Genomic DNA, 16,651 nt, shown 5'->3' with positions numbered 1-16,651 from the left:
GGTGCGGCTCCGGCCGCGCCCCGCTTCGTCACTTGATGCCGGAGAAGTTCATCGACTGCACCAGCCGCTTGCCCAGGAAGACGAGCAGGATGAGCACCGGGATGACGGACAGCACCGATCCGGCCATGAGCCCGGTCCAGTCCGGCCCCCGGTTCGGCGACTGCTGGAGGAACACGCCCAGCCCGACGGTGAGCACCCGGGTGTCCTCGCCCTTGCCCACCAGCAGCGGCCACAGGTAGTCCTTCCAGCTCCACACGATCGTGGTGAGCCCGATGGTGATCAGCGGGCCGCGGCTCATGGGCAGGACGATCTTCCAGAACATCCCCCACCGGCTGATGCCCTCCAGCGTCGCGGCCTCCTCCACGTCCCGGGGGATGGACAGGAAGAACTGGCGCAGGAAGAACACCGCGAACGGCGTCATCAGCAGGCTGGGCAGGACCAGCCCCGGGAGGGTGTTCAGCAGGTCCAGCTGCTTGACCAGCACGAAGTTGGGCAGGATCGTGAAGATCGGCGGCACCATCAGCGCGGCGATGATGACGGCGAAGGCCAGGTCCCTGCCCGGGAAGCGCAGCCGGGCGAAGGCGTAGCCCGCCATGGCGCAGCAGAAGGTCTGCACGGCGGCGATCAGCCCGCTGTAGATGATCGAGTTCATCGTGTACAGCAGGAAATTCAGCTGCGCGCCCGACCCGCCCGCGGCCCTGGCCGTCTCGGCGTCCACCAGACCCAGCACCCGCGCGAAGTTGATCAGCGTGGGGTTGTCCGGCCACAGCGCGGTCGAATTGGTGTAGAGGTCGCCCGCCGGGGTCAGGGCCGTGCGGACCATCCAGTAGAAGGGGAAGACGGTGAGCACGACCGTGACGACGAGGGCGAGCCAGGCGGCCCTCCTGCCGACTCTCATTCCGGAGAACATCCGAAGGCTCCTTAACCCAGGTCCGAACGCGACGCGCGCAGCATCCGCAACTGCATGGTCGTCAGCACGCCGAGGATGACCACGAGGACCATCGCCAGGGCGGAGGCGTATCCCATGTCGAAGTAGGTGAACGCCCGCTGGTAGATGTAGTAGTAGATGACCCGGGTCTCCGGGATGGGCGGCTTGCCGCCGTAGACGACCGCGACCGTGTCGAAGATCTGGAACGAGCCGATCAGCGACACCACCAGCACCAGCGCCAGGATCGGCCGCAGGAGCGGCAGCGTGATCGAGCGGAACATGCGCCATTCGCCCGCGCCGTCGATCGCCGCGCCCTCGTACAGGTGTGGCGGTATCTGCAGCATCCCCGCGTAGAGCAGCAGTGCGGTGTAGCCCGTGTAGGTCCAGGTGTTGACCAGAGCCACCAGGGGCATCGCCCAGTCCGGCGAGTTGAAGGAGAGGGTGGTGTCGAGCCCGGTCAGGCCGATGAGGTGGTTGACGAACCCGAGCTCGGGATCCAGCAGCCAGGCCCACAGCAGGCCGATCGTCACGTTCGGCACCAGCCAGGGCACCAGCAGCGTCGCGCGCAGGACGACCGACCGGGTCAGCCGGTGCATCAGCGCGGCCAGCCCGAGCGCGAGCAGCGTCTGCGAGACGATGTTCACGACCACGTAGTAGCCCGTGACCTTGAGCGCGTTCCAGAACTGCCCGTCGCTGACCAGTTGCCGGTAGTTGTCCGCGCCGACGTACTTCGGGTCGGCCAGCAGGCTGTAGTCCGTGAACGAGTACCAGACGCCCCGGACCGTCGGGTAGGCGTAGAAGACCGCGAAACCGAAGATCACCGGCAGCAGGAACAACCACGCGACCCGGCGATCGTCCCGCCGTCGCCGCGGGCGGCCCTGGCGGCCGAGAAACCCTTGACGCCGGTCGGTCCCGGCATCGAGTCGTGTCCCAACCGCTTGCATGGGCGCTCCCTGTCGACAGCCACTCGCCGGCGTTCCATGGGGCCGGTCGTCGGTAATAATGATGCGAGCTATCGATATTTTGTCAAGGCCTAATCATATCTTAGGCGGAGCCCATCACTTGCGATAGCGAAGATTGGATCTGGCGCAAGCGAAACCTTCATGCTTGTATTCCGTTACGTCCAGGTTTCGCTGTGAGAACAACCCCCCAGCTTCCCCGAGGCTCCCATGAAGATCGGACGTTGGCTCGCCTCCCTCACCACCGCGACGACCTTCCTGCTGGGCGGGGCCGTCCCGGCCTCGGCCGCCCCCGCCGGCCCGCCCGCCCGGCCGCCCGCCGGGCCACCGCCCGACACGACGCTGACCATGGCGTCCGAGGTGATCCATTCCGTGGTCACCGGGACCTCCCGCGAGGTCTATCTGACGGTGCCGGACACCGGCCTCATCGACAACCTTCCCGCCGAGGCGTGTGTGGAGGTGCCGGCCGTCGTCGGCGGGTCCGGCGTCCACCCGTCGCCGATCGGCCCGCTGCCCGTCCAGCTGGCCGCGTTGAACCGGACGTTCCTCAATGTGGTAGAGCTGACTGTGACCGCGGCCCTCCAGGAACAACGATCGGCGGTGTACCAGGCGGCCATGCTCGACCCCAACACCTCGGCCACCCTGCCCGTGCCGGCCATCGAGGCCCTGTGCGACGAGCTCATCGACGCGCACCGGGCGCTGCTGCCCGCGGGCATCACACGAGGCCGGCGGGCCATGTCAGGCAGGGCGAGCTGATGGGGGACGCGGCGGCGACACCGGACATCGCCGTGGACGCCAGGCGCGAGCGCATCATCTCCATGGTGCTGGAGCACGAGTTCGTCCGCGTCACCGACCTGGCCGAGATCTTCGGCGTCACCAGCGTCACGATCCGTGCCGACCTCGAGCTCCTCGACAAGCAGGGAGCCATCCGCCGGGTCCGCGGCGGCGCGATCCCGGCCAGGCCGTCCCGGCCGGCCGAGCCGTCCTTCGAGGTCTCGCTCGGCAGCGCGGCGGTGGAGAAGACCCGGCTGGCGCGGCACGCGGCCGGCCTGGTGACCAGCGGGGAGAGCCTGGTCATCGACGCCGGCACCACCACGACGTTCCTGGCCCGCGCCCTCGTCGCCCGCTCGGAGCTGACCGACGTCGTGGTCTTCACCAACAGCCTCCGGGTGGCCGTCGAACTGGAGCCGGCCATACCGCGCATCACCGTGCTGATCACCGGCGGCACGCTCCGGCCTGTCACGCACGCGCTCGTCGACCCTCTGGGCGCACCCATGCTCGACCGGATCCACGCCGACACGCTCTTCCTCGGCTGCCACGGTGTCCACCCGGGGCTCGGGGTCACCGGGCTCAACCTGCTGGAGGCCGAGATGAAGCGCAAGATGATCGGGGCCTCCCGGCGGCACGTCGTGCTCGCCGACTCCTCCAAGCTGGGCCGGACAGGGCTCGCACCCGTCTGCGACCTCGCCGAGGTGGATCTCCTGGTGACCGGCAGGGAGGCCGACCCGGAGTTCGTCGCCGGCCTGCGCGATGACGGCACCCCCGTGGATCTCGTGGACTGAGCCGCACGGCAACGGAGCTCCCGCACCGAACAGTGATCTTGTCGACACCGTTCGGGCGGGAGCTCCGCTCCTCTTTCGGCCGGCCGTGACCCTGCCGCATCACGCTTGGCCACACGGCATGGTTACCCCGGCGGCTCCAGCGGCCTGAGGACCTGCCAGAGGCGCCAGAGAATCGTCGGCGTCTTCGAGGACGGACTGTCCGACGTGTACGGCTTGGAGGCCGGGCCGTGCCCGGTGCCCTGGTCAGCTATCGTTTCCGTGTATTTCCGGGCGCTCCCTTGGTGGGAGCCTGTGGGCTGGACCCTCCCCAACTGCTCGTCGATCGAGCGTCTCTGCGCGTCGGTCAGCCCGCGCGACTGGCTCTGGCCGGTGTTCGGCGGGTTCCGCTGTGCCTTGGGCGGCGACTGCCGTTGGACCGCCCTGCGGCTGGTCGGACGGACGGCGGGCCGATGCCTGACCGTGCTCCGGGGCCTGCTCGCCCGCCTGGTCACCGCCCTGCGCGCGGCCGCGGCCCGTCGCCTGGCCGCCGCCGCCCGGCGCGCTGCCGCTGCGGCCCGTCGCCTGGCCGCCGCGGCGGCCGCCCGCTGCCTGGCCAGCGCGGCCTTCTTCCTGGCCGCCTGCGCCGCCCTCTTCTTGGCGGCTTCCGCGGCTCTCTTCCTCGCCGCCTCAGCCGCCTTCTTCCTGGCCGCTTCGGCGGCCCTGCGCCTGGCCGCCTCCAGGGCCCGCCTTCTTGCCGCTTCCGCGGCCCTGCGCCGGGCCGCGGCGAGCGCCGCCCGCCTGGCCGCGGCCTGCGCGGCCCGCCTGGCCGCCGCCTGGGCCAGCTTCCTGGCGATGGCGCGGGCCGCGAGCCGCGCCGCGATGCCGACGACGAACCAGACCAGCTGACCGTCGGGGTCGCTCATGGTGACGGGGCTGTTGTTTGCGTAGGCGTAGGCGTTGAGCTGCTGCGGATCGCTCTCGTCGATGATCGGGTCGACCGACAGGAAGCGGCCGTTCGTGGCGTCGTACTCGCGGGCGCCGAGGTGGACGAGCCCGGTGGTCGCGTCCTTGGTGCCGCCGACGAAGCCGCGTTGTCCCGGCCACCAGGATGGTGGTGTCCCGCGGTCCTCGCCGAACGGGGTCTGCCGGCGGATGGCCACGTCTCCGGTGCCGGCGTTCACCATGGCCTGCGCGGTGCCCTGGTGGTCGTTGGCCATGAAGAAGACCTGGTTGTCCGGCGTGCGCACCGCGATGGCCTCGCCGCCGATGGTGTAGTAGCGGGTCTGCTCGACGGCGTCCTTCGCGTAGTCGAGGCGCAGCTCCATGTCGTCGATGTAGAGGGTGGCGTCGGTGGGGGTCTTGCGGAGCAACCGGTCGCCGTCGGCGTCGTAGAGGAACGAGGTCGTCTTGCCGGCCTCGGTCACCGACTCCAGGTTGCCCTCGGCGTCCCAGACCAGGCTCTGGTCGGAGGTGCCGACCTTGCGCCTGGTGGTGTTGCCCGCGGCGTCGTACTCGAACAGGTCCGACCCGACGGTCTGCAGCGCGTGCGGCTGCTTGCCGCCGGCCGCGGGATAGGTGAAGGTGCGTACCGTCTCGGCCGTGCCGCCCCAGGCGTGCTTGGTCTCCTGGGTACGGTTGCCGGTGACGTCATAGGCGTAGCTGACCGCGTACGGGGCCACGCCGCCGATCGTGCCCGGCTGCGGGCTGCCGCCGGCGCAGTCGTCGGTGGCCGTCCACGCCGAGGTCAGCCGGCGCAGGTGGTCGTGCTTGAAGCACTGCGTGTCCTGGCCGGCCCTGTCGGCGATCTTGGTGACGTTGCCGGCCGCGTCGTAGGTGTAGTTGAGGTCCAGATCGCTGGCGGCGGCACCCGCCCGGTCCAGCCGCATGCCGCTCAGCCTGCGGGTGCCCTCGTCGTGGGTGTAGGTGAGCCAGGTCTTCCTGGTGCCCTCGCCCAGCTCGTACTGGAGGGTCTCGCCCAGCTTGGAGTAGCGGGCCGCGCTCACGTACGCCGACAGGCCGGTGACCCTGGTCGGCTGGCTGAGCCCGTCGAAGCTGTAGACGACCTGCTCCTCCGCCAGCCCGCCGGCGGCCGGGAAGCTGATCGACTGGACCTGGTCGTCGAGCGTGTAGCGGGTGTTGAGCTGGTAGGAGCCGGCCAGCTTGCCCTCCCGTGCCGGGATGGTCACGGTCTGGCGCAGGGTGCGGTAGTCGGCGTCGATGGCGTTGATCTCGGCCGTGTACGCCTGGCCGTCCACGTACCGGATGCTGGCGTTGAGCTCGCCCTTGGCCAGCGCGTCGTACTTCCACTCGGCCAGCAGCGGGCCGCTCGCCGATCCTTCGCGCATCTGCGTCTTGCGGCCCAGGGCGTCGTAGCCGTACCACAGGGTCTTGCCGCGCGAGTCGGTGGTGGTGACGATCTCGTCGGCGTCGTTGTACGTGGTGGTCGTGACGCCCTTGTCCGGGTCCTCCGTCCTGATCTCCCGGCCGCGCAGGTCGTAGTGGTGGCGCCAGACGTTGCCCGCCGGGTCGGTCACCGTGGACAGGCGGCCGGCGTGGTCGTAGGTGTACCTGGTGGAGTCGTACTCGCCGGTCGGGGTGGCGCCCTTGTACTGGCGCAGCTCGATCAGCCGGTCCTGGGCGTCACCGATCCGGGTCGTCGCCGTGCCGCCCGGCGGCGGTGTGACGTGGAGCCGGTCGCCCTCCTCCTTGGCCGTCACCCGGTACTTCTCCACGCCCTTCACCTTGAGGATCTCGGCGTTGACCTCACCCGCGCCGTCGAACAACGACACGACCTGGTTGGGGACGGCGGAGTCGGCCACCGCCAGCAGGTCGGTGGCGGGGGTGCCCGTGGCGAAGTAGCCGGTGTTGGCCTTGTACTCCTCGCCCTGGGAGTTGTGGAAGGTGTCGGTGATCGTGCGCCCGTCGCGCAGCGCGGGGTCCTGCGTCTGGTCGTCCGTGGGCGCGGGTTCCTGGGTCTGGCGCTCGCGCATCAGGCCGTCGTACAGCTCGTGGCTGGTGGTGTAGCCGCCGTCCGCGCGCAACGTCCTGGTGGTGACGACGCTGGGCCCGTCAGTACGCACCGTGTAGGAGAACTCGGTGCTGGGCGACTGCCCGGCCGCCTTGCTGCGGTCGGCCTGCCAGACCTTGACCAGGCGGCCGAGCGCGTCGTACTCCATGTCGACGCGGCGGTTGTTGGCGTCGATCTCGGCGATGGGCTCGCCCCAGGCCGGTTCGAGCTGGGTGCGCTCGACGTGGCCGAGCTGGTTCGTCTCCGTGGTCTCCGTCGCCGGGGCCCCGGCGGCCGGGCTGTAGGTGGTGACGGACTTGGTGCCGACCGGATCTGTCTCGCTGGTCTCGCGGCCGTAGGCGTCGTAGGTACGGGTGGTGCCGGTGATCGTCTGGCCGTCCGCCGAGACGAGTTCCTGGACCGTGGTCACGTCGCCCCTGGTCGGCGGCTGGCCGTTCGCCTGGCCGTCGTACTGGATCTTCTCGTCCGAGATCACCTCACCGGCGGCCAGCGTGGAGACCGCGGTGCCGCAGCCGGCGGCGACCGTCTGGACCCTGCTGGGGTAGTCGAGCATCCAGGAGGTGTCATTACGGGCGTAGCTGTAGCGGGTGCACTCGTCGTCATCGGCGCTGGCCAGGTCGCCCTTCTCGTCCACCTGGAGCAGCAGGCCCTTGGCGTCGTACGCGCGGTCCTCGCCGGTACGCCGCCACTTGGCCCCGGGCAGCGCGGTCCGGGTGACCATGGACTTGGGCTGGACCACGTGCGCGGCCTTGGTGACGCCGCCCTGCGTGGACTCGGCCGTCTTGACCGACCACGGCTCCTGCGCGGTCGCGGTCAGGAGCGCGCCGCCGTCACCGTCGAAGAGGATCTCCTCCCGCTCGAACCCGGCGAGCTGGTCGAGGTCGTCCAGCTTGACGCCTTCCGTGTCCTCGACCTGGGCCACCCGCTTGGTGCCGTCGGCCAGCTTGTCGCCGTGCATGCCGCGGAAGAACCGGAACTCCGTCAGCGTGCGCTTGCCGTCCTGCCCGTCGCCCTGGCGGACGCGGACCCGGCCGAAGCCGCGGTAGTCGGCCCAGGTGCGGTGCTCGGGCTTGACCAGGATGTTGTCGGCGTAGTGCCAGGCGGCACCGTCGAGGTACTCGTAGTCGGTGACCACGTTCGGCGAGCCGGCGACCCGGTCGACCTCGATGGTCTGGGTGACCAGGTACTTGTGGAACCAGTCGGTGACCTCGGCCTCGTTCGGCGGGGCCCAGCGCTGCGGGAAGCAGCGCCTGGTGTTCCGGTCCGCCGTGGGGACGTCACCCGGCTTGCAGTCGGCCGCCGAGTAGTTGACCCGCAGCTCGCCGCCGGACTCGTTGTTGATCGCCTGCACCCGCCACTTGACCAGCGGGGCGCGCCCCTCAAGGGCGTCCACCCGGTTGGGCAGCTGCACGCCGGTGAACTTCACCGGGGGCAGCGTGATCGTGCCGCCCACGTGACCGGTCTGCTGGACCGAGGCCAGCCACAACGCCGGGCTCATGCCGTCACCCGAAGCGGGGAACTGGTGCGCCAGCGCCCACGAGTCCACCGGCTTGTACGTGCCGGCGCCGTTGCTGATCTGGGTGGTGACCTTGGCCAGGCGCTTGCGGGTGAAGAACGTCGGCGCCAGGCGGTCGGTGCACTTCACCCCCGCGTCGCAGATCTGGTCGAACGGCACGTCCGGCCAGTGGCCGGCGGTCTCCTTCTTCAGCTGGTCGGCGGCGCAGGTGATGGTTCCGCTGGGCAGGCAGCGCTCGGCCACCTCGAACACCACCCGGGCCGCGGGCGCCTTGGTGAACAGCTCGCTCTTCAGGTAGCCGTAGTCGATCCGGGTCAGGTACGCGCCGCGCACGTACTGGGTGCCCAGCTCCGGCTTCATGTTGCGGCCGTAGTGGTTCGTCTCGCGCTCGTACCAGTAGGTGGTGGCGTTGCCGTGGGTGTCCACCGCGTAGTCGAGGTTCCACCGGTACGCCTGCTGGCACCAGGCGTTGGCCGGGGTGCTGTTGTAGCAGGGTTCGCCGCTGTTGTTGCCGAACACCGGCACCGTCTGCACCGACCTGGTCTCCGCCTTGCCGGTGACCCAGCCGGGCAGCCGGTTCAGGCCGAAGGTGTACTGGGTGCCGTCCGCCGTGGTGACCCGCCAGTACTCGCCGTTGTTGTCGCCGTTCGTGGCGCCGGTCAGCGCCTCGATCCTGGTGCCGTCGTCGCGCTTGGGCCGCCACTGCTTGGTGGTGGCGTCCTTGACCAGCTCCACCGAGGAGTCGCCCAGGGACAGGGTGGCGTTGTCCTGGTCCCAGCACAGGTCGCCGGTCTTCTTGCCGTCGATCATGCAGGACTTGTAGCGGCGCTCGACGTAGCCGCCCGGGTTCAGCTCGAAGCCCTCCCCCGCCCAGGACGCCTGGTTGTTGGTGGAGGCGGTGCGGCCGTCCACGCTCTGCGAGGAGTAGCCCAGCGACACGCCCGGCTCCTCACCACCCAGCGCCGGAGGCGTGCGCATCTCGTAGCCCCAGGTGAAGTCGCCCGACTGAGTGCCCACACTCCAGTCGGACGAAGCCGCCAGCGAGGTCGCGGCATGGTCGCCCGACGGACCGGACGCCGCCGCGGTCAGCGCGTACAGGCCGCCGGTCTCGACCTCGGCGCTCACCGTGCCGTCCGTGACGTTGTTGTCGCTCTTCACCGGCTCCGGCTGCGGGCAGCCGGCCGCGCCGGTGAGCGCGCACTCCTCCAGCTTCACCAGCCGCAGCCGGGCGCCGTAGTCGCCGCCGTAGGCGTACCGGAAGCCGGAGTAGTCCACCTCCACGCGGGTTCTGACCGGCTTGGCCGCGGCCGCCGCTGCCACCCCCTGCCCCGGCGTGACCCGCATCGCCAGGCCGAGCAGGTCGGTGTCGAGCAGCTCGACACTGATCGGGGCCGTCGCCTGGGCCGCCTTGGCCGTCCCCGGCGCCAGCTTCACCGGGAAGCCGGCCGCCAGGGTCCTGGCGGCGGCGCCGCCCAGCTCCGCCTTCTGCGGCTTGGGCCAGGTGACGCCCGGTGGCGCCGTCCACGCCTGCTTGCCGGCCGGATCCTCCAGCGGCGGCTTGACGGGCACCCTCGTGCCCGTCACCGGCACCTCCTTCTGCACGGCCGGCGCCGAGCGCGGGGCCGCGTAGGCGGGCACGGCGTACGCCATCTCCACCAGCAGGACGATCGAGAGAACAGGCGCCAGCCTGCGTGGCCAGCGCGATTCGGGCTTTGCCTCTTCCTTCGCGAAACGATTCCACGACGTGTCCGGGCGATCCGGCTCCTGGGGCGTTTCTCGAAGGCCGTTCCATCGGGATTCGGGCAGGTCTAACTCATCCGGCAGATCCATTGAGCTTCTCCAGGGGCTTACGGGGGGCGGCTGGCTGAGCGAGCTGTGCGGTGCTCAGCGTGCCAACGGAGGCGCGAAAACCCGGGGGGTCTCGCTGGGTGAGGAGACGATCTCGACGGTGCGACCAGCCCTTCCCTGCCACCGTGACGCGATCGACGTCCGGTACACGATCCGCCACTCGGCCGTTCTGAGCCGGGATCACGCCCTGGACTTCGGGCACCCGGGCATATCCGCGGTCTTCGATCGATGATCGAATCGTCGCCGCCGGGGAGTCGTTGGTCCAGACTTTTGCGCCTTCTGCTCAAATATTCTTCAGGCGTACGGGCGTACCTGAAACTTCTTGCCCGCCCGTGCCGGCACAGCCGAGGCGTTCGCCGCGCTTGTCGCTCCACCCGTCCGTGGACACGATCAATGCGATACGTATCGATCGTGTGTTGGGCTATGGCACGTCCGTGAACAGGGTCGTCGTGGCGCGCCGCACCAGGTCCTCGGGCTCGACGAGCTCCAGGCGAGGTGGCCCGTCAGCGCCCTGGAGGCGTTCGAGGAGCAGGCGCATCGCCAATCTCGACAACGCGCGGGGCCGAGGTGAGACATCGTGATCGGCCGGGCATACGACAGCGCGGTGTCGTCGGTGCAGACGCCGACGAGCGACACGTCCCGCCCGGGCACGAGATCCCGCTCCTGGAGCAGTCAGGGGATGCGCTGGAGCTGGCTCTGGAGGCGGGCGAGCGCTGGTGGGGAGGCGCCGCGGAGGACGGTCTGGCGATGCCGTTCGGCATGCGGCCGTTCGCCCGCGACCTCGGCTCGCCGGAAGGGCACGGGTCCGGCGATGCCGCGCCGTCCAACCAGAGCAGCCCGGTGCTGCTGTCGAACCGCGCGCGAGTGATCTGGTCGGAGCGGCCCTTCGCGTTCGCGTTCGAGGACGGCCTGCTGCGGCTGTCGGGACGGGACATCCACGCGAGCGGGCTGGACGAGGTCACCGACCAGTTCTTCCTCGGCCCGGACCTCATCGTGGCGCCCGTGACGGCGAAGAGCGCCACGGAACGGAGCGTCGCCGTCCCGGCGGGGCGCTGGCGCCGCGACGACGGCGTCGTGGTCGAAGGGCCCGCCCGCGTCACGGTGGCCTGCGACCTGGCCCGCATCCCCCGGTTCGAGCGCCTGGCCGGCGCATGATGACCGCTGCCGCCTTCCCGCGAGGAGCACCATGTCCTCCATGGGCGCGTACGGCTCCGTGCCCGTCACGCCGGAGCGGGTTCCGTTTCGTCGCCTCCCAGCGGGCTGAAGCGCCATGCGCCCTCGCCGAGCAGCTTGAGCTCGTGGGTGTGGTGCTGCTCGACCGTCGAGCGGTGGCTGACGCTGACGACGATGGTGTCGGGCAGCTCTGACCGCACCAGTTGATAGAGGACGAACTCCAGGTTCTCGTCCAGCGCCGAGGTCGACTCGTCGAGGAAGAGCACCTTCGGCTTCGTCAGCAGAATTCGGGCGAACGCGATCCGCTGCTGCTCGCCCGGGGAGAGCACCTTGGCCCAGTCCTGCACCTCGTCGAGCCGGCCCACGAGGTGCGACAGCGCCACCTTCTGCAGCGTGCGGCGCAGGGTCTCGTCATCGATGTCGCCTTCTTTGCCGGGATAGGTGACGACAGCGCGCAGGTCGCCCAGCGGTACGTAGGGCAGCTGCGACAGGAACATCGTCTCGTTGGGTCCGCACGGCCTGGTCAGCGTGCCGGTGGTGAACGGCCACAACTCGGCGAGGCTGCGCAACAGCGTGGTCTTGCCGCTGCCGGACGGCCCGGTGACGACCAGCGTGTCACCCACGTCGAGCCGCATGTCGAGCGGCCTGATCAGCTGCCGCCCATCGGGGGTGCGGACCTCGACGGCCTCGAGCCGAACCGTACCGTCGGCGCAGGGCAGCGTCGTCACCTCCGGCAGCGCCCTGGCCTCTTCGTTGGCCACGACCAGCCCGTGCAGCCGGATGATCGCCGCCCGGTACCCGGCGAAGGCGTCGTAGGCGTTCCGGAAGAACGACAGGCCGTTCTGGATCTGGTTGAACGCCGAGGCCGACTGGGTCAGATCGCCGAGGCGGATCTCACCGGTGAACAGCCGCGGCGCCTGCAGGAGATAGGGCAGGGGCACGATGCTCTGGCTGATCGCGTAGTTCCAGGCGTTGAAGCCGATGGTCCTGTTCAGATAGTGCTTGTAGTTGCTGACGACGGGGGCGAACAGGCGCCGCAGCCCTGTGCGCTCCGCGACCTCGCCGCGGTAGAACGCGACCGCCTCCGACGCATCGCGCAGGCGTACCAGGGCGTAACGGAACGCCGCGTTGAACTTCTCGTTCCGGAAGGCCAGCCAGATGATCGGCCGGCCGATCCAGAAGGCGACGACGGAGGCGATGAGGACGTAGACCAGCCCGATCCAGAACATCGCCCTGGGGATCTCGACGCCGGAGATGGAGAGCGTGCCCGAGAGACTCCACAGGATCGCCGTGAACGACACGATCGAGGTGACCGCGGAGATCGCGCCGAACAGCAGCGTGTTGGACGTCCCCCCGTTGCTCGGAAGGTTGGGCAGGGGCCCGAATCCGGCGGTGACCACGTCGATGTCGGACTGGATACGCTGGTCGGGGTTGTCGATGGTGTCGTCGATGAATCGCGACCGGTAGTAGGCCCTGCCGTCGAGCCAGTCCCCGGTCAGCCGGTCGGTGAGCCAGCGGCGCCAGGCCAGCACGAACCGCTGGAACAGGAACAGGTCCAGCAGCAGCCGGGCGATGTGGATCGCCGCCAGCACGCAGAAGACCCACAGGGACATCCAGAAGCCGCGTTCGCCGGAGCCCTTCACCGCGGCGTTGTTGACGGCGATGCCCTGGACCGCGACCTGGAGGCTGGACAGCATGTCGTTGCCCTGGTAGCTGAACAGCACGTCCAGGCGGACGCCGGTGACCACCGACAGCAGCAGGGCGCCGAGCCAGAGCCAGACCTTGAGGCTCTCCGGGCCGACGAAGTACGCGCCGGTGATACGCCAGAATTGCCGGCCCCACGTCGTGGAGAGGCCGATCAGCACGAGGACCGCCAAGGTGCACACCGCGGCGATCGCCCACGCTTCGGCGATCCACACCAGCGATGTCCAGCCCTCAGAGCCCCAGTCGAGCGTCGGGGTGAACGACTCCATTCCGGCACCGTATAGGCACAGAGTGTGACGAGCGCTCAGGAGAGCCCAACTCTCGGCAAGGAGTCGTCGCGGTGACCCTCCATGCCGATCAGCACCGATCGTCGAGCGTGAACAGCGGGTCCGGAGTGCCGGCCAGGAGGTGGTGCACCGCCAGCAGCACGCCGGCTGAGCCGCTCCACAGATCGGCGCTCAGTTGCAGGAACCTGTCACCGACGAAGCGGACACCGTCGTCGCCGGGGATCGCGTACTTGAACAGCGCGGCACCGGACCTGATCGCCTCGCCACGCAGGCCGGCATCGCCGAGGAGGTCCGCCGACTGCGAGAGAGCGAGCGTCAGCCCGGCCAGTCCCTGGAACAGGCCCACGCCGACGGTGAACCGGACCGTGCAGTAACGCAGGCAGCGAGCGAGCACGCCGGCGAGCTCGGCGTCCTCGACGACGGTGAGGTATCGGGACAGGACGGACGCGTAGCCCGCGCTTCCGGCGAAGAGGTAGGGCATGTTGCGCGCGTCGGCGGCGGACACCCGGAACCCCAGTGCCCCCGTCTCCACCGGGAGCTGGTGGCGCAGTTCGTCGCGGAGCAGCCCGAGGCCGCGCCGCAGCGGCTCGCGGTCGCCGGTCAGGCGGGCCAGGTAGTAGAGGGCGAGCGCGATGCCGGGGCGGCCGCCGACCAGGCCGGAGGCGTCGCCGGGGGCGAGCTGCGCGGTCAGCGCCTCGCCGTCGGGGATCGCGGTGAGGATTTCCCCGGCCCGGGCGAGCCGACGGTCGTCTCCGGTGTGACCGTAGAGGGACAGGTGTGTCATGGCGAGGCCGGCCGCGCCGCCGCCGAAGGTCGCGCAGGTACGGCTCAGCGGATGCCCGTCGGCGGCCGCGAGCAACTCCCCGGCGGCGTCCGGCTCGCCCAGCTCGGCCAGCACCCAGGCGATGCCGGCGTTGCCGTACAGCAGGCCCGGCGGTGTGGCGTGGCGCTGCGCCAGCGACTCGTCCCGCAGCCGCACGACGACCTCCGGGTCGACCCCGCGCCCGGTGATGTGCAGGGCGTGCAGCACGCCCGCTGTCCCGTGCGCCACGCAGCGGGTGTTGGAGGAGAACCCGGCCGGTGTCGTCGGGTAGACCCAGCGCGGATTGCCCGGCTGCGCCATCGCCCCGATCGCGTCGGCGGTCCGGTCGCGCAGCCAGCGCAGCGATTCCAGCGGCGCGCGTTCCACCACGTCCGGCGCGGGCAGCCCCGGCCGGGCGGGGCGCCGGTGGACGCGCGTCACCTCGGCCCAGAGCCGGTCCGGCACCGGCGCGAGCGCCGCGAGGTCGTGGCGCATGTGGTCGAGGACCTCCGGCGCGCGGGTGACCACTTGGTGCAGCGGGAACAGCAGCATCTGCGCCACGGCCGACAGGGCGTACGCGTCGAGGGAGCGCGAAGCCGTGCCGGTGGGCCGCTCGCCCTCGTACGCCTCACGCGGGAGGTAGCCCGGTGCCCCCAGCGGCGTGACGGCCTGGTCGACGATCGGGCGGGCGGCCTCGAAATCCACCAGCCTGACCCTCTGCCGGTCGTCGACGAGGATGTTCCTCGGGTTGAGGTCGACGAAGACGTACCCGAGCTCGTGCAGCGTCGCGATGGTCTGCTCGACCTGGCCGAGGATGGCCAGGCAGTTCCGGTAGTAGCCGGCGAACGCTGTCCGGGGCTGACCGACCTTGATCACCGGGGAGTTCGCGACGACCCATTTGTTCAGCGTCGTGCCCGGGACCAGCTCGGTGACCAGGTAGGTGTTCTCCCAGTGCGCGAAGAGCTCGATCGGCTCCGGGCATATCCCCGGGTGCCTGCGGTGCAGGGTCCTGAGCGTGTCGTGTTCCTGTTCCAGCCGCCGTTGCGCGTCCCGCGCGTCCGCGTCGTACCCGGTGTGGGCCCATGCCTCCTTGATGAAGACCGGCCGGCCGTCCGCCGCGCGGGCACGGTAGGCGCCGCCCGCGTTGCTGTGCTGGAGGACCGCTTGGAAGGTGTAGCCGCCGAAGCCGGCCGGTTCGCCGGCGTCCTCTTCGTGGCGCGGGGCGGCGAACGGGTCGGTCACGCCCGGCGGGAGCACGAACTCCGGTCGCCGCTCGTCCGGGATCTCCCGGCCGGCGGCGTCCAGCAGGGTGAGCTGCCGGGTGCCGTCGGCCTGCAGCCGGGATCGTTCACGGAAGGAGCCGTACCGGTAGGAGACGCAGGACGAGGAGCCGTAACGCCGGTCGCTGCGGATGTACGGCCCGGCGAAGCCGGCGAGATCCTGCTCCAGCCGGACGAGCAGCTCGCGGGCGACCTCCGTGGTCGGCGGGTACACCGCGCAGAACTTCCCGCTCTGCGCGCGGTTCCCGTGCTTGTTGTGGACCCAGAGGAAGAACGACTTTCCGCTCACATGCTTGAACGGCACGGAGAACGCGACGCAGACGGCGGCGACGATGTCCAGCACCCGCTGCGCGTTCTCGATGGCGCTGGAGACGTGGATCTTCCACCCCTGGTCGGGGAGCACGACGCCGGGCGGCGTCCATTCTGCCCAGACGTCCCTGCTCGATCGCTCCCAGGTCGCCGGCATCCCGGCGGGCCGGTACGGGACGCCCGGCGGGACCAGGTCGAGTGGCTCGTAGTAGTCCGCGTGAGCCAGGGCGAACGCGAGATGCTGCAGCATGGCGACATTCCTCTCTCAGAGCCAGCCGCGTCGAACCGCCGCGACGCCTGCCTCGAACCTGCTGGACGCCTCCAGCCGCGCTGTCAGCCGGGCGATCCGCCGCCGCAGGTGACGAACCGACACTCCGAGCCGGCGAGCGGCCACCTCGTCGGTGTTGCCCGACGCGAGAAGGTCGAGCAGCCGGCGGTCGTCGTCGGTCAGTCCCGGTTCCCGGGAGATGTCCTGGAGATCCGGGGACAGCTCGCGGGCCTCGTCCCAGAGCCGGTCGAACAGCCGCAGGAAGCCGGTCAGCAAGCCGACCTGACGGACGACGAGCGCGCCCTGTCCGTGGTTCTCCGGGTCGATGGGCACGACGGCCACCTGCTCATCCATGACGATCAGCGGGTCGAGTCGCCGGTCGCTCACGCGGATCCGTGCTCCCTCGGCCATGAGCCGGTGCAGGTAGGTACGGTTCCGCTCATCGTCCAGCACCGACCGCTCATGGACCAGCCGCAGCTCGATGCCCCTGCGCAGGCGCAGGTCGAGTGCCTGGCAGACCTCCGGTCGAGGCCGGCCGTGCAGCACGCAGTACATGCTCGCCCGGGTCAGGGACGACAGCTCATGAAGCCGCTCGCGGACGTCTCGCATGCCGTCGATCCACTCCACCCCCGGTCCACCGCCGCGCAGCCCCGCCATCCCGCGCGCGTCCAGCACCGAGAGCGCCCCCAGTTCGGTTCGCAGCCCCGCCACCTTGCGGTACTTCCGCAGCAGCTCGTCCTCCTTGTGCTCGATGAGCTGCCTCAGCGACGCGGTGGGATCGACGGCGACGACCCCGGACGGCGCGGCCGGGTGCGTCCGGGCGACGCCCAGGTCGACGAGGTGAGCCAGGGCATTTCTGAGATCGTCTTCCACCGCGCCGACATGAGCCTCCAGGGCCGTCAGGTCGTGCTCGGGCTTCTGCAGCAGCGCGCGGTACGTTCGTTCCGCCAGTTCGTCGAAGCCGAGATCACGTAACGTCATCACGCCGGTGTCATTGGCCTTACCCAC

9 protein-coding genes are annotated in these 16,651 nt (G+C 70.2%); 3 read left to right on the top strand and 6 right to left on the bottom strand.

Translation table 11 applies throughout. From position 1 onward, the window contains the following. Positions 1-28: 28 nt before the first annotated feature. Both AB0J69_RS38445 and AB0J69_RS38440 read right to left on the bottom strand, forming a co-directional pair. Positions 29-910 (bottom strand): carbohydrate ABC transporter permease, encoded by an 882-nt coding sequence (locus AB0J69_RS38445; RefSeq protein ID WP_364128063.1) that lies wholly within the window; start codon positions 908-910, stop codon positions 29-31. An 11-nt stretch (positions 911-921) separates the two neighbouring features. Beyond that, on the bottom strand, positions 922-1,872 hold the full coding sequence (locus AB0J69_RS38440; protein ID WP_364128060.1) for a sugar ABC transporter permease: 951 nt from the start codon (positions 1,870-1,872) through the stop codon (positions 922-924). A gap of 225 nt (positions 1,873-2,097) precedes the next feature. On the opposite strand from AB0J69_RS38440, the gene AB0J69_RS38435 reads away from it, so the two are divergent. After that, on the top strand, positions 2,098-2,643 hold the full coding sequence (locus AB0J69_RS38435; RefSeq protein WP_364128057.1) for a hypothetical protein: 546 nt from the start codon (positions 2,098-2,100) through the stop codon (positions 2,641-2,643). Beyond that, a complete protein-coding gene (locus AB0J69_RS38430) occupies positions 2,643-3,449 on the top strand; it encodes a DeoR/GlpR family DNA-binding transcription regulator (protein WP_364128055.1) in 807 nt (268 codons plus the stop codon). Before AB0J69_RS38435 ends, AB0J69_RS38430 begins: the two co-directional genes overlap by 1 nt. 122 nt (positions 3,450-3,571) lie before the next feature. Here AB0J69_RS38430 and AB0J69_RS38425 read toward each other — a convergent pair whose 3' ends face one another. Further along, positions 3,572-9,622, bottom strand: a complete 6,051-nt coding sequence (locus AB0J69_RS38425; RefSeq protein WP_364128129.1) for an RHS repeat-associated core domain-containing protein — start codon at positions 9,620-9,622, stop codon at positions 3,572-3,574. A gap of 765 nt (positions 9,623-10,387) precedes the next feature. Here AB0J69_RS38425 and AB0J69_RS38420 point away from each other — a divergent pair. Next, entirely contained in the window at positions 10,388-10,975 is a 588-nt protein-coding gene (locus tag AB0J69_RS38420) for a hypothetical protein (protein ID WP_364128052.1), read from the top strand. Between the two features lie 65 nt (positions 10,976-11,040). Here AB0J69_RS38420 and AB0J69_RS38415 read toward each other — a convergent pair whose 3' ends face one another. From AB0J69_RS38415 to AB0J69_RS38405, 3 genes are all read right to left on the bottom strand, one after another. Further along, the gene (locus AB0J69_RS38415) at positions 11,041-12,966 is read right to left on the bottom strand and encodes an ABC transporter ATP-binding protein/permease (RefSeq protein ID WP_364128050.1); all 1,926 of its coding nucleotides are present in this window, start codon (positions 12,964-12,966) and stop codon (positions 11,041-11,043) included. 88 nt (positions 12,967-13,054) lie between these two features. Next, entirely contained in the window at positions 13,055-15,625 is a 2,571-nt protein-coding gene (gene lanKC, locus AB0J69_RS38410; protein ID WP_364128048.1) for a class III lanthionine synthetase LanKC, read from the bottom strand. A gap of 15 nt (positions 15,626-15,640) precedes the next feature. Beyond that, entirely contained in the window at positions 15,641-16,651 is a 1,011-nt protein-coding gene (locus AB0J69_RS38405) for a hypothetical protein (protein WP_364128045.1), read from the bottom strand.

The sequence above is a fragment of the Nonomuraea sp. NPDC049709 genome, from assembly GCF_040674815.1.
In the GTDB taxonomy this organism is placed as follows: Bacteria; Actinomycetota; Actinomycetes; order Streptosporangiales; family Streptosporangiaceae; genus Nonomuraea.
Note: the sequence above shows the minus strand (reverse complement) of the source record. Positions and strands in the feature narration are given on the sequence as shown.